At 35.3% G+C, this 14696-nt stretch carries 15 protein-coding genes and 1 pseudogene; 9 read left to right on the forward strand and 7 right to left on the reverse strand.

All coding sequences use genetic code 11. The features are described 5' to 3' along the window. Positions 1–86: 86 nt before the first annotated feature. Both ilvY and BQ5209_RS00885 read left to right on the forward strand, forming a co-directional pair. Positions 87–989, forward strand: a complete 903-nt coding sequence (gene ilvY, locus BQ5209_RS00880; RefSeq protein ID WP_085246800.1) for an HTH-type transcriptional activator IlvY — start codon at positions 87–89, stop codon at positions 987–989. Between the two features lie 136 nt (positions 990–1125). Continuing rightward, on the forward strand, positions 1126–3276 hold the full coding sequence (locus tag BQ5209_RS00885; RefSeq protein WP_167370287.1) for a 3-hydroxybutyrate oligomer hydrolase family protein: 2151 nt from the start codon (positions 1126–1128) through the stop codon (positions 3274–3276). 22 nt (positions 3277–3298) lie between these two features. On the opposite strand, the gene BQ5209_RS00890 is transcribed toward BQ5209_RS00885, so the two are convergent. The 3 genes from BQ5209_RS00890 to fsa all read right to left on the reverse strand — a co-directional run bounded on the left by BQ5209_RS00890 (position 3299) and on the right by fsa (position 5511). Beyond that, a complete protein-coding gene (locus tag BQ5209_RS00890) occupies positions 3299–3880 on the reverse strand; it encodes an acyl carrier protein phosphodiesterase (protein ID WP_085246700.1) in 582 nt (193 codons plus the stop codon). 12 nt (positions 3881–3892) lie between these two features. Beyond that, on the reverse strand, positions 3893–4702 hold the full coding sequence (locus tag BQ5209_RS00895) for a siderophore-interacting protein (RefSeq protein WP_085246701.1): 810 nt from the start codon (positions 4700–4702) through the stop codon (positions 3893–3895). Between the two features lie 146 nt (positions 4703–4848). Continuing rightward, positions 4849–5511 carry a fructose-6-phosphate aldolase gene (gene fsa, locus BQ5209_RS00900; protein WP_085246702.1) on the reverse strand — a complete coding sequence of 221 codons (663 nt, stop codon included), beginning with the start codon at positions 5509–5511 and terminating at the stop codon, positions 4849–4851. Positions 5512–5774: 263 nt separating this feature from the next. Here fsa and BQ5209_RS00905 point away from each other — a divergent pair, with 263 nt between their 5' ends. Beyond that, positions 5775–6641, forward strand: a complete 867-nt coding sequence (locus tag BQ5209_RS00905) for a helix-turn-helix transcriptional regulator (protein WP_085246801.1) — start codon at positions 5775–5777, stop codon at positions 6639–6641. A 65-nt stretch (positions 6642–6706) separates the two neighbouring features. Beyond that, positions 6707–6964: a hypothetical protein gene (locus BQ5209_RS00910; protein ID WP_085246703.1), complete on the forward strand. Its 258-nt coding sequence runs from the start codon at positions 6707–6709 to the stop codon at positions 6962–6964. A gap of 33 nt (positions 6965–6997) precedes the next feature. On the opposite strand, the gene BQ5209_RS00915 is transcribed toward BQ5209_RS00910, so the two are convergent. Then, on the reverse strand, positions 6998–7213 hold the full coding sequence (locus BQ5209_RS00915) for an EexN family lipoprotein (RefSeq protein WP_085246704.1): 216 nt from the start codon (positions 7211–7213) through the stop codon (positions 6998–7000). 351 nt (positions 7214–7564) lie between these two features. Here BQ5209_RS00915 and BQ5209_RS00920 point away from each other — a divergent pair, with 351 nt between their 5' ends. Continuing rightward, positions 7565–7780 carry an HTH domain-containing protein gene (locus tag BQ5209_RS00920; protein ID WP_085246705.1) on the forward strand — a complete coding sequence of 72 codons (216 nt, stop codon included), beginning with the start codon at positions 7565–7567 and terminating at the stop codon, positions 7778–7780. 407 nt (positions 7781–8187) lie between these two features. Here the strand turns inward: BQ5209_RS00920 and proP are convergent, their stop codons facing one another. Both proP and BQ5209_RS00930 read right to left on the reverse strand, forming a co-directional pair. Continuing rightward, a complete protein-coding gene (proP, locus tag BQ5209_RS00925; RefSeq protein ID WP_085246706.1) occupies positions 8188–9693 on the reverse strand; it encodes a glycine betaine/L-proline transporter ProP in 1506 nt (501 codons plus the stop codon). Between the two features lie 335 nt (positions 9694–10028). Next, positions 10029–10910, reverse strand: a complete 882-nt coding sequence (locus BQ5209_RS00930; protein ID WP_085246707.1) for a DMT family transporter — start codon at positions 10908–10910, stop codon at positions 10029–10031. Between the two features lie 221 nt (positions 10911–11131). Here BQ5209_RS00930 and ypfJ point away from each other — a divergent pair, with 221 nt between their 5' ends. The 3 genes from ypfJ (at position 11132) to surE (ending at position 12752) form a co-directional block, all read left to right on the forward strand. Continuing rightward, a complete protein-coding gene (gene ypfJ, locus BQ5209_RS00935) occupies positions 11132–11989 on the forward strand; it encodes a KPN_02809 family neutral zinc metallopeptidase (RefSeq protein WP_085246708.1) in 858 nt (285 codons plus the stop codon). A gap of 99 nt (positions 11990–12088) precedes the next feature. After that, positions 12089–12250 carry a 5'/3'-nucleotidase SurE gene (locus tag BQ5209_RS10975; protein ID WP_085246802.1) on the forward strand — a complete coding sequence of 54 codons (162 nt, stop codon included), beginning with the start codon at positions 12089–12091 and terminating at the stop codon, positions 12248–12250. Positions 12251–12266: 16 nt separating this feature from the next. After that, positions 12267–12752 carry a 5'/3'-nucleotidase SurE gene (gene surE / locus BQ5209_RS00945; RefSeq protein ID WP_167370288.1) on the forward strand — a complete coding sequence of 162 codons (486 nt, stop codon included), beginning with the start codon at positions 12267–12269 and terminating at the stop codon, positions 12750–12752. A 99-nt stretch (positions 12753–12851) separates the two neighbouring features. On the opposite strand, the gene BQ5209_RS00950 is transcribed toward surE, so the two are convergent. Beyond that, entirely contained in the window at positions 12852–14051 is a 1200-nt protein-coding gene (locus BQ5209_RS00950; RefSeq protein ID WP_085246710.1) for an MFS transporter, read from the reverse strand. Between the two features lie 280 nt (positions 14052–14331). On the opposite strand from BQ5209_RS00950, the pseudogene BQ5209_RS00955 reads away from it, so the two are divergent. Then, positions 14332–14586: pseudogene (locus tag BQ5209_RS00955) on the forward strand (IS5/IS1182 family transposase); the annotation flags it as partial. Positions 14587–14696: the final 110 nt, after the last annotated feature.

The following is a 14696-nucleotide window of genomic DNA, read 5'->3' on the forward strand; positions in this document are numbered from 1 at the left end:
TCCCCTAATAAGTCATGCATAATTTACTGCTTCTTGACAAAAAGTTTCAGGAAACTATGCGTTTTAGTATACAACCGGAAATTGCTATGAATATTCGTGATTTAAAATTGTACCTACATTTATGCGAAACCTGTCACTTTGGTATAACAGCAAATGCCATGCATGTTAGCCCATCAACCTTATCAAGACAGATTCAGCGACTTGAAGAACATTTTGGTCATCTACTATTTATTCGCGATAACAGGCAGGTACAAATCACCCAAGTGGGCGAAAAAGTCAAACATTTTGCTCAACAAGTAATAAATATGCACCAACAGCTAAAACACGATTTAGATCAATCCAACCAACAGCTTGTTGGCGAACTCACGCTTTTTTGTTCAGTCACCGCCGCATATAGCCACTTACCGGAAATACTCGATAGTTTTAGGATCCACTATCCACTAGTTGAAATCAAACTATCAACTGGTGATGCTGCCGACGCAGTAGAAAAGATACAAACAAATACTGCCGATTTAGCCATTGCCGGCAAGCCAAAACATCTTCCGACCGGTATTGAATTTTTAAAATTTGGCGAAATTGAAATGGTCTTGCTGATCCCAAAACTTAATAGTTCATTTAGCGACAAATTACACCAAAAACAACCTGATTGGCATAATATTCCATTTATATTGCCTGAGCACGGTCCAAGCCGACATCGCATTGATTTATGGTTTAAACAAAAAAAAATCACTAACCCCAAAATCTACGCAACGGTTGCAGGCCACGAAGCGATTGTATCAATGGTTGCTCTAGGATGTGGTGTCGCCTTATTACCAAAAGTTGTAATGGACAATAGCCCTGAGCGGATAAGAGAACGTATAACCGAATGGTCTACTAACTTAATGGAACCCTTTGACGTTGGCATTTGTGTACAAAAAAGACGATTATCTGAAAAAATTATTGCCGCCTTTTGGGCAATTTGCAATCTAAATTTAGTCAATAACGAATAATAAAAATATAGTGTATAATTAGAGTGTGAAAAACTAACACTATTATAATGTGCGTATAATTTACTGATAAGTAGCTAAATTTTTGGCAAGATATAACGATTAAATCAGATAAAACATGATTGTAATGGAATTCAAAATGATACAAATAAAAATATTAGCTTCATTGATACTTTTTTCCACTATTGCTTTGCCACTAGCGGCACAGACTAACACGACAAAAGCAACCCAACTAGTCGATAGTACTGAGGTGAGCACATCTAAAAAAAACACAATGACTGGTGACACCAATACAAGTGTTGAAGTTAACAGCAATCCTCAAATTGGCAATACAACCATTCAAAAACCTAAGTGGCTAGTTCGTGATACTTTAACTTATTATGACGGCGATAGTAACGACCTTGTCACTGCTGGACTGGGATTTACACCATTATCAACCGCAACTATCTCACCAGAAGTTGAAAACCCGACAAAACCAAATTTTCAAGAGCGTCGTCAAGCTAAGCTAAATCGCTATATTGACACCAAAAATGGCGAAGGAACACTATTTGGTTTTAGAAAACAAGAGCTAACACCATTGTTTGATGGCAAAATTGCAGGCACTGAAATATTAGCCATACAAAAACAAGACGGCGTGGGCATGTTACTACAAATTCCAATTGATTTTGACAAAAACAAACCCTGCATCGTTGCCGTTCCTGCTACTGATTCGGACGGAGTACTCAATGCCAAAGATGTACAAATTCGTGGTTTATGGGGACTTCGCCACAACTGCGCTGTGGTTTATAACGACAAAGGATTAGGTAATGGCATTTATGATATTGATCACAATCTTGGCTTTACCTTATGGGGTGAAGTACAAAGCGGGAGTATGTTATTTTATCCATCTATTAATAATAGAGAGCAATACATCCAAAAATACCCTCATCGTTATGCCATAAAACAGCTACACTCAAAACTCAATACCGAAGCTCGCTGGGGTGAACATGTATTAAAATCCCTAGAGTTTGCCTTTTATGAAATTAATAGTATGTTTTCACCCAATGACCAAATTATCTTTAATAAAGACAACACCCTTGTTCTAGTTTATGGCGCAAGTGATGGTGGCGGTGCCGCATTAAAAGCAGGCGAATTAGATGACCAAAATATGATTGATGGCATTGTGGCAGTTAATCCACAAATTCAACCAAATCTTGATACATTCCCTGTTACACTAAAAATAGGTAGCAGCGCCCCACAGCAGTTAGATGCTAAATCCATTGCAAATTACAGTGCTTATGGCGCGTTATATATACCTTGTGCAATCCCAGCAATAAAAGCCTATAAAGACAATTCTTATGTACCTTATGCGAATTATTTCCTTTATTCACAAGAACGCTGTAATGCCCTAAAAAATGCCAAATTACTTACCAATGGCACCCCAAAAGAGGCACTAGAAAAATTGCACAAATATGGGTGGACGCTAGAGATGGACATCCAACTACCCTATTTTTATTACACTGAATCGATTGGTCTACCGTATCAATATATTAGTGCTTATGGCAAATACGATGTCACCGAAAACATGTGTAATTTTTCGGTAGCAAGTACCCAGCAAAATCCAATCTATTACAGTGGTAAAGTGGCGCCATTAGAAGAAATTTCTTTTGAACAAATATGGGGAATGGCAAACGGGCATTTACCACTTTGGAACAGCCATGATGCAACTGTCTTGGATCTAGTTGAAAACGAAGATCTCAACACACCAAGACGTGAATTTTATTCTAGCTCGCAAACAAAAGATATAATTGACTATGGCACGGAAGGATCAATTTGTGTTTATCAAAAATCACAAGAACCGCGTGTTGAAGAAGGTATAAAACAAGTTATGGCATCGGGCAATTTGCATGGCATAAAAACCTTTATTGTTCATGGTCGTAACAATGTTAAACAACTACCCAACTATACATCGCGCGCTTATGTCGCTTTAAATAGTTTAGTTGAAGGTACACAATCGCAACTGCGATATATTGAAGTTGAAAATGCCAGTTATTTAGATGGCAGACCACCATTTGACAACACTTTATTACCGATTGATTATTATGGTGAAGATGCTATTGAATGGTTATGGGCTAACTTAACAACCCAAGCGACACTACCTGTAAGCCAAGTGGTGCATACAAAACCCCGGGGGGGCAAAAGTGGTTATGCGCCACAAATAACCAACAAAAATTTAAAACCGATAATGCAATCCCCAAATCGCAATGATGTCATTCAAAAAAATGATGGCAAATTGATATTGCCAAATTAACGACAAATATCCCAAAACAACTTTAGCCAATGCCATCTTTTATCGCTAAACAAATTTTGGGGTATAACACAAAAAACAACGACTCGAGTTGCGCATAGTGTTGCTTAATATCAACAATAGTTTCTCTTAACAAATACAATTTTGGTCGTCGATTTGCCATGCCACCAAGTACATCACCGACAAAATCGATAGAAGCATAATTTTCTAGCCACGACCCTTGCCACATTGCATTCATAAAATTCTGATAATCGGCAGGATACGCGCTAATATAAGGTTGGATATATACTTTTGTTACTTGATTGAATTGAGCCACACTTGGTAGTAATCCATAGTCAGGCCAATGCTTAGACAAAAAATGATCCCACACAATATCTAACGTAATAGGCGCAACACGTTGATGTAATTTTCGAAACAGCAACTTGGCTTGCTTAACTTCAAATAGGCTATCGGTCAAGCTATCAACTTTACGGTGTAGCATAATGCCATCAGCAATATCGCGGTCATACATTACATAAGGATCACCTTTAACAAAATCTGCCACTGTATTGCCAATTAATGAACTACCCGCTAACATAGCCAAATGCAAATGAGCAAGGATATTCATAAAAATAAATAATTATTCACGATGTTTAAATTCACCTTCGGCAAAACCTTCGCGCCAATAGCTAGTAATATGAAAGGCATCCGACGGTAAATATGTATATTTATCCTTAACAGCATGGCGAACAGCTTGTGCCAATGAACATTCCATTCCCCCCCAAAACAACAATTTATCTTGTCCTGATAAATCGGTACTAATTATTGCATCAACAAATTGATTGGGATTATCCCCATTTTGTACAAACCAATGTACTTTAATACTTTTATTAACAGGTAACGACACCATATCGCTTTTACAATTAACTTGCATAAAGGCAAAAGCCTTTTGTTTTTTAGGAAGATGCTCAAGTGTATAACAAATAGCTGGAATAGCTGAAACATCGCCCATCAATATCAAACAATCATTATTAAACTTCAACTTACTGGCAGCGCCAATCAAACCAATTTGATCGCCAATCTTGGCTTTTTGCGACCAAACTGAAGCCAAACCAGTTTCATGAATGGCAAAATCAACAAAAAACTGATTGGCATCACGATCAAATTCGCGCACGCTATAGCTACGAACAAGCTGACGCAACCTATCGTTAACAAGGATTTTATTATTTTCATCAAGTTGGGGAAACTCAATTAAGCCAGTTAAAGGATCTGGGAACAATAATTTTAAATAAGGACATATCCATAGTGGATCAATATTAACCGGTTTATTACTACTAAACTGAATACGAATAAAGCTGGGTGAGATTTTTTCAACATTCAATACCGTTAATAATGCATTAACAATGACTTTTTTATTTATTTTAATTTTCTGTTTTTTTTCATCCATCATGCCGATCCTTTATTTATTGTTAGTTGATATCATCATACAACAAAAAATGTTCGAGTAATGCTATTTTTACAATTGAAAAAACAGGTAAATTTGATTAATCTAAAAATAGTAGAATAAGCGTAAACAGCATCGAATTGATAAAAAACTTAAAATGTTAACGCACCAAAAGTACCACACCAGTCTTGTTCAAACTTAGTTATTGCTGCCTCCACAGCAGGATCAGAAATAAATAGTTCAGCTACCTCCACTGGCAACGTAATAGATTTACAACCTGCAAGCATACAATCTAGTGCTTGCCTTGGGGTTCTAAAGCTTGCGGCTAACACCATCGACTGTGGGCTGTGCAAATCTAATAGTTTTTGTAACTCAAGTACTGTATCTTTGCTATTTCCACCTTGAGCATCGATGCGGTTGACATAAGGCGCGATATATTGAGCCCCAGCTAATGCTGCTAAAAACCCCTGTCCTGCACCATAAACAGCCGTGCCTAACGTAGGAATACCTTGTTGGGTTAATTCTTTTATCGCAATCAATCCCTGCTCATTAACAGGAATCTTAGTCACAATTGACGGCACTGCCTTTCTAAGTTGATGAGCCTCTTTTATCATTTCGTTGGCATTACTTGAAAGTACTTGGGCAAACAGCAATTTATCTGTGCCTAGCACCTCTTGTAATTGAGCCAATAACGAAAAGATAGGCTTGCCTGATTTTGCCACAATGCTCGGATTAGTGGTCACCCCACAAATGGGCAAAACTTTAGCTAAACGTTTGATCGCGGCAATATCGGCGGTATCTAAGTATAAATCCATGGTTAACTCCTAATTTAGAATGAACAATCATTTGTTAACATATAACAACATTTGCATGACAGACATCGTATGCAGAAATAATCCAACCGCATAGAAGATAATCTTGTTATTTACTGGATTTTTGTACGCTCTTCAAAAAAATGAGATAGAGATCACATAATCGAAAATTTAAAATACTTATTAAATAAAAACGGGTTATAACAATTTTTATCTTTTTTAACTGTATATAATCTAAATAAACGTACACTACTTAATTTATGCTTATGACAAAATCCATTCACAACGCATTAACCAAGTTTGTAACTGATGAACTAAAAATCAATCGTATTTATTTTGCAAACAGCAGCAATTGCGCCCCTTTGCATGCCTACCAAGTCAACTTTCCTAGAATTGAAATCATATTAGAAGGCAAACAACAAATGCAATGGGCGGATAACAATGGAAAAATTATTGAAAAAATATTATCGACTAATGATCTTTTATATATTTCCGCTCAAAGTTGGAACAACCCCATTTGGACAACCCCTGTTACATTATTAAGTATTTTGTTTGGAAAACAACAAATTGGAATGAGCTTATTGCACTGGGATGGCACTCAATTAATCCCCCATGGACAAGTAAACAAACCTAGGCGGGGGCCAAGAGTGGGAACATTTATCATTCAAGCACTTACAGAACTAAATTGGCAAAATCAACCACTGGAGCAAAACCAAACAGCATACTTTCTGATTCAAAGCTTGCTCAGCAATACACTAGATTTACTTAATGTTGAGATCGAAACATCATCCAAAACCACCAGCTTATTTGAAGCTATTCGCCAATACATTGATACCCACTTTCGTGAAAATATTACACGCGACTTTTTAGCTAACATGTTTTACATTTCGCCCAATTATTTATCACATCTATTTCAAAGCGAGGGAAAAATAGGGTTAAATGAATACCTAAATCATATTCGTTTAGAATATGCCAAATCGCTATTAAAGGATTATGATCTAAATATAAAAGAAATTGCTCTAGTATCGGGGTTTAAAGATAGTAATTATTTTTGTCGGATTTTTAAAAAAAAGACAGAGCGAACACCAACCGAATATCGTCGACAATATCATAGTAAGTTAATGTGCAAATAGTTTTTTCACAGTTAACGTTCAAACACTTTTGTTTTTCACAATGACCTATAGAAAAAGTTGAACCATTGGAAGCTCAAGAATTTATTATTAATGATTTTGGTCAGGCTAATTATCAATTTCCAATAAACGATAAGCAATCAGCATTTGCAAAATTAGTTGATAACAACGGCAATGAAAAGACTATTTGTTCGAAACAGATTAATCGATTTTTAAATGACAATAAAGCAGAAAAAGGAGATAAGATTATAATAAAAGGTGATAAGTTTATAATGAATAAGAATCAGATTAGCAAGTCTATAAACTTATCACAGATAGAAATTTAAAAGCCGCTTTAAAGGGCTTTTAAAACTTGCATACTAATTCCAACTTGCATTACCAACTCTATTTTTTGAAACCATTGCTTTGTGAGAGTTTTGACAATTCAAGCTATCACCATCAATCTCACCATTTTTACATTTTTTACGGTATTCATCTAGTAGTTCTTTGTTATTTTTAAAATCTTCTACAGTATAGGTCTTTTCATTACATCCGAATAAAAACATGGCAGTAATCATTACTAGTATTTTTTTCATATAAATTCCTTATAATTGTGGGTTAATATTAAATTAAGATCTATTGTGTTTCGTTAAGTAATCATTTACTGCTAATCTTAGCAAATCAGATATTGTTTTTAAAGGCAACTTTGCTCGTTTATTTTTTATTGCAATATCTTCTAATTCTTCATATTAGCTTTCATCAATTTCAAACGAAATTTTTCTCATAACTTTAGATTTAGATTCTTTTTTACCGCTAGAATATGGACGATCTGCTAATTCATCAGCCAGTTTATTTGCTTAGTTGTTTATAGTAATTTGATAAGGCTTTGTAATGAGTATAAATAAAAAACAAAATTAACACTTTATCAAAGACAAGAGACTTGTCACATAAATCATAAAGAAAGAATAACTGTCACTGATTTAGCTAAACGCTTTATGGTTAGTCGTCTGACTATTTATAACGTACTAAAGAAAGCCAGATTGAAGCTGTTTGTGCCTCTAACGAGTAAAGGTAAACGTTATAAAACAATTAGTTATCAATCTAAATATCTGGTTAAAGTTAAAAAGTCCATTGAAGATAAACTAAGACAACAAGCTAACTAAACACTATAACAAAACCTATCCGGGCGAAATAATCACTGGATAGCATAACCAATGATTTCTAAACCGCCTATGCGGCGGTAAACCATGAAGTTGAATTAACGGAGTTAAAAGGGGATTTCTAAACCGCCTATGCGGCGGTAAACTAGAAACCGATATACTATAAACCTTGTTTAGCAAAAGGCAAATAGGATTTCTGTTTTCAAAAACCCTTTTTTGTAGCGCCTGCCTAATGTGTTGTTTTTATGTACTTTAATTTATTAATAAAAAAAAGGGTTGGCAGCGATTTGGTTATTTCTATGATGAGTTAATTTTACCATTAAAAAATCATTCAGGTAGAACATTGATTTTATTAATTTTTATTTTTGTATGTTTTTAAAGTAAAACATACAAATTCCAAAAATAAAAAATCAATCTAACTTAGGATGCTGATCCACTAAATTCTGTCGCTGAGCCTGCAGGGTTTCGATCTTCTGTTCAATATCTTCGACTTTGTGCTCAATTGTGTCAAAGTGATCCGATAAGATTTCTTTGGCTTCTGAACGATCTGATGCCGCTGGCGTTGCGCCACGCAATGGTTGATTTGCGGTTTCTCTCATCTTTATGCCAGTAACTAAACCAATTAATGCTACAACCATTAAATAATATGCTGGCATATATAGATTATGACTTTCTTCAACCAGCCAAGCGATAACGGTAGGTGTCGCACCGGCAACTAATACCGAGATATTAAAAGATATCGCCAAGGCACTATAACGAATACTAGTTGGAAAGATAGCCGGTAAAATGGAAGCCATAACGCCAGTAAAACAGTTAAGTAATACAGCTAAAATCAGTAATCCTAAGAAAATAAGACCAATAATGTCACTATTGATCATAATAAATGCGGGATAAGAAAGAATTAATAAACCTAAGCTACCGCCAATAATAAATGGTCGGCGACCTATTTTATCACTAATAAATCCAATCAATGGTTGCACAAATAGCATGCCTATCATAATGGCAATAATAATTAGCACCCCATGTTCCGTATGATAATTTAAGTTGTGAGATAAGTAGCTAGGCATATAGGTAAGCAACATGTAATAAGTTACATTAGTGACAATCACGAGTCCTACACAAACCAGTAGGCTCTGCCAATATTTGGTTATGATCTCTTTAAATGTCATTTTAGGTTGATTGGTAATATGATCACGATCATTTTGGTCCATTAAATCGGTGTGCTGTTGAAATGCTGGTGTTTCATCTAATGCATGACGTAAATACAGCCCAATTAATCCAAGCGGCAAAGCAAATAAGAATGGAATTCGCCAGCCCCAATCATGAAATGCATTTTTGCCAAGAATGCTTGATAATAACACAACTAAACCTGCGCCAACTAAAAACCCAGCAATAGAACCAAAATCTAACCAACTTCCCATAAAACCTCGTTTACGATCTGGCGAGTATTCGGCAACAAATATGGCTGCGCCAGAATATTCTCCTCCAATTGAAAAGCCTTGAGCAAATTTAGCTAACAGTAATAATACGGGCGCAGCAATACCAATTGATGCGTAAGAAGGAATTAAACCGATACAAAAAGTACTTAACGACATTATGATAATAGTGATTGATAATACTTTTTGCCTTCCAAATTTATCGCCAAGAACACCAAAAACTAAGCCACCTAACGGGCGAACTAAAAACGGTACCGAAAATGTGGCAAGCGCTGCCACCATTTGAACACTTGGTGATGCATCAGGGAAAAAAACTTGCCCCAATACATAAGCTAAAAAACCATATACGCCAAAATCAAACCACTCCATTGCATTACCTAACGCCGCTGCGGTAATGGCTTTTTTTAACTTACTATCATCAATTATTAGAATATCATTGATGTTTAATGGTTTGTTTTTGGACTTTCTTATTTTTTTCATAAAATACCGCCTGTTTACATACAAATAATAAAAAGGAATGATGCAACAAGGTAAACGGTTACCTTTGAATACATAAAGAACAATACTTTTTGGACTACACATCAAAATGTGTTTATCAGTTAATTAAAATCGAAGCAAAAGACAGCAAAGATAAAAAAAGAGGATAATAAAAAAGCAAAAACTGAAGTTTTATTGTCTATTTTGTTTTTACCAAATCACAACAAAACAATTCCTTTTCGTGAAGATTGAGTACCAATTATAGCAAAATCCCCCTATTTTGTAAAATCCAGCAAATAAACTGCTAATGATGTAGCGGTGTAAACATAATTAGCGGTTTATTTTTTTGAACAAAAATAGATCCCAATCACAATGAATACTATCGAAACAAGATGAAAATAGGCAACTGGTGTATGTAAAAACACAATACTGAAAATGCCGGCTGATAAGGGGATGATATGGGTATAAATTTGCCCTCTGGTTGCACCAATTTCAACTATGCCTTTATTCCAAAATAAATAAGATAGCCAAGATGCAAAAATAGCGATATATAGTAAACCAAGCAAAAAGTCAGGGGTAGTATAATGTGCTAGGTTAGAAACTGGATAACAATAAAAATAGACTAAAGCAATGGGCAATAGCATTGCTGAACCTAACACTGCACTGATAGTTACAAAGGTATTACCCGATATCGATTTATCTTTTAACCGCAAAAATGCGCTATAACAAGCCCAGCTTAGTGCCGATGCCATTGCCCACAGGTCACCTTTATTGATATTGCTAAGTTCAGTTAAATTGGTTAGGTTTCCTTGTAAAATTAAATAAATCACACCGATAGTACTAAATAAAACCCCTAAAATATTATTTTTTGAAATCGTATCATTAAATAATAATTTATTCATAACCAATACCATGCATGGCGTTGCCGAAAGGTAAATTGACGCATTAAGCGATGAGGTATATTGCAATCCAATATAAAGTGTTAACGGGAACAAAATTTGCCCAAAAATAGCAAGCAAACATATAGACCAAATCGATTTTTTAATTTTTGGCAGATCATTACGGAGTTGTTGGTGATATAAACACAATAATAACAGCGCAGTGATAATCCATCGACCTTCAGATATTACCATAGGATCGGCTTGTGTAACCAATACTCGCCCAATAACATAATTTCCGCCCCAAAAGCAAGCCGCTAATGTAAGTAATAAATATGGCATGATAATACCCTAACATCAGAGTAAAGATATAATGATTGATCGGGTTATTATATACCTATAGATAGTAAAAAAATAATGAATTTGGAAAATACTCCTACTTAATTTATATTCGCTCACATTATGCCAATGTATTTTAATTGTGACGTTAATATTAACTTAACCTAGAATCCTTATTTGTTATCCTTTAAAATAATTAAAACAAAATTGATAAGGTGGCCCTTATGCGCTGGAGAGACCAAAGAGAGAGTGATAACATCGAAGATCGTCGCTCACAATCAGGAAGTGAAATGGGAACGCGAATCCCAATTGGAGGTAAAGGCAAAATTGTATTATTTATTGTGGTGTTAGTAGCAGGCTATTATGGCGTTGATTTGACTGGCTTGCTAAATTCAACCTTAATTGATGCCAGCAATACTGAGCAAAACACTAATCAATCTTCGATTGACGATGCAGATGCTGCTAAATTTACATCAATCATTTTAGCCAGTACTGAAGATTATTGGCATCAGGAATTTCAACGTTTAGGTAAAACTTATATCCCCCCTAAGTTGGTACTTTACAAGGGCACGACAAGAACATCGTGCGGTACAGGGCAAACCTTTATGGGGCCGTTCTATTGCAGTATTGATAAATCCGTTTATCTAGATATGTCTTTCTATCAAGAGATGAAACAGCGATTTGGTGGTGGAGGTGATTTTGCTCAAGGTTATGTGATTGCGCATGAAATTGGTCATCATGTACAAAATTTGCTGGGGACATTTAGCTATGTAGAGCATTTAAAACAGACACAATCAGCACTCACAAGTAATCAATTATCGGTTAAGTTAGAATTACAAGCCGATTGTTTTGCTGGTATGTGGGGCAATGCAATGCAACAGCAAAACCGACTAGATGTAGGTGATATTGAACAAGCCTTAAACACCGCAAACGCCATTGGCGATGACCGCTTACAACAGCAAAGTGAAGGATACGTCGTGCCCGATAGTTTTACACACGGCACATCTAAACAACGTTATACATGGTTTAAACGTGGATTTGATAGTGGTTCAATTAATGAATGTAATACATTTACCCAATAAAAAAGACTATGTTAACTAAATTAGTTAACCGCATTTTGTTAGTAAATGATGATGGGTTTGACGCACCAGGCATTAAGCTATTGCAAGAAGTAGCAAAAAATAGCGCTCGAGGTTTGGATTGTTGCGCCAGCGATAGATCAAAGTGGTGTATCGTGTTCGGTTAGTCTAACCTCGCCATTTAGAGTGGATCAGCGTGGTAAACAAGAATTTGCCGTGTATGGCACGTCTGTCGATTGTCATTATTTGCAATTAAATATTTAATAGCTTACCTGATCTCGTGCTATCTGAGATCAATAATAGTTCGAATGTCGGGTTTGAAACAATCTTATCTGGCACAGTTGATGCAACAATGATGGCAATGACTTTGGAAATTCCTGCGATAGCGCTAAGTCAAGTAACCAATGAAGATAATCAGCCAACTAACTGGGATTGTGTTAAGCATCATGCTCAATCAATTATTACTAAATTACTTTCGTTATCGACTCCGCAAAATATCTGCTGTAATGTTAAGTTTCCAGCCTGTTCGGCACATCAAGTTAAAGGTTTGAAAATAACCAAGCAAGGCGATAGCGATGTGAGTCGTTTTGTGGTAATGCCAACCCAAGATCCCCAAGGCAATGACTATTTGTGGTTTAGAGCTAAACGCAATTTGCAAATACTTGATGATAATAAAGAGTTTGATGCTGTTAACGCAAACTTTATTGCCATAACGCCGTTGGGTTATGAAAGAACAAATTATACTTTTTATAAAAATTTATTATAGATGTTTGATATTTAAAATCATTTTAGTTATTCGTCTTCATTGCTTTTGGGAAGACGAATCTATTTTTAATTATCCCCTATTAATTCGCTGTTAATCCAGTTAACGATTTGTGTCTTTCACCAATGCACAAAATAATAATGATATTGCGACCATAATTAACGCAATCCAATAGATGACCTGATGCCCATAGGCTTCTGATACAAACCCTTGTAGCATTCCGGCAACAATTATGCTAAAGATAACGCCGTTATTAAATAAAGTTGAAGCCACTCCCATTTTAGTTGGTAATAGATCCTGAAAATAGATAATACCAATATTAGCCACAATTCCGATAAATAGCGCATTAAAGAGTTGTAATATTAATAAAGCGTATTCATTGGTAAAAAAAATCATACCAATATAAAAAATTAAGCCACAGATAATTGCGATAAAAAATAGATTTCGCTTACCTAAATAAGGCACTAAATATCCGGCAATAATCATAACGGGGATTTCGATACCGGCAGCAAGCCCCATTAATAAGCCAGGTAATGAATCAGACAAATGTAATACAACATCAACATAAAGTGGCATATCGATGATATACATCATGTTTGCTGTCCACATAAATACAGTGGATAACAATAAGCAAAGTACATTTCTGTTTTTCCAAAGCGGTTGATTTGCCGCTTGTAGCTCAGTTGCGTTATTTAGTTGTGAAGTAGGATTTTTTTCAACTGAAGGTAAAAAAACGGCAACAAACAGCATCGCGACAATAAACATGCCCATAGCGGTTAAATACATGACCGTAAAGCCAAACTTAATGGCTAAACCAAATGAAATTGGTGGACCAAACACCCACGCTAGTGAAAGTTGAGCACGAATAAGTGAGTTAAAGGCCACAACATTACGCCCAGTTTTGACAGCATATTCACGCGCTAAGGCAAAAATTTGTGGCATAGCAGCAGACGATAACGCAGCAAACAGAACTCCAAGTGTGATTAACACCAAATAGTGACGTGAAAAGGCGAAGATGACGCTGTTAGCAATACCCATTAAACAGCAGAAAATGACAATATAACGCCTGTCGCCCTTTTTGTCCGAATATTTAGCTAGTATAAAACTACCAACAATGCTGGCTAAAGCATTAATTGAAAAAAAAAGCCCAACTAAACGTGAATTTACATTGACTTCAAAAGTTAAAAATCGACTTAATGTGGGGGATTGTAAAGCCCCTGCAATACCGACAATAAAAGTGGTGAATAAAAAGGCAACAAAGATAATGCTTTGTTTTTGGCGAAACGAAGATGCATTAGCCATGAAAACTCTCCATTAAGGTGTTTTCAATGATTATATACCGAATATCAATATGAAAGTAATATGGAATGCCTACAATTTTAATATCCAAAAATAAAGTAACCAACTGTTTTATATTCAATGGATCGATAATTTAATGTCAAGTGCAGCAACTACAATTAACTCAGTCTAGATAATGTAGACTACTTACCTTATTCTGCCGAACTTAAATAGGGAAAATAAAAATACCCAATAAAATTTAGAGCAAAAGTATTAATAATCTTGTCAAAAAGCTTCAAATTGAAAACTTACCTACAGTGAATATATGATTGACGATAGAAGTTATAATAGTGAAAAGATACAAGAAGTGATTATAAAGAAGCAAAGTCATCCGGTTATCTCAAGAAAAAGAAACTCACGAAAAGGAAATAGTGATATTGATTGGTGTTTATATAAATATCGCCATTTGGTTGAAAATACAGTTGCTAGAATGAAAGATTATCGAGATATAGATAAATTAGCAAAAGATTATATCGGTATAGTTGCATTAGCACGTTGAATAATGTGGCTAAAAATGTAAAGGAAATTTATGATTAATACAAAAGTTTAATAACTCCTATTTTCTTTTTTATTTTTTAGCGTACAATCAAAATCATCCCCCAAAACGAG

The sequence above is a fragment of the Gilliamella mensalis genome (assembly GCF_900103085.1).
Classification (GTDB): Bacteria; Pseudomonadota; Gammaproteobacteria; order Enterobacterales; family Orbaceae; genus Gilliamella; species Gilliamella mensalis.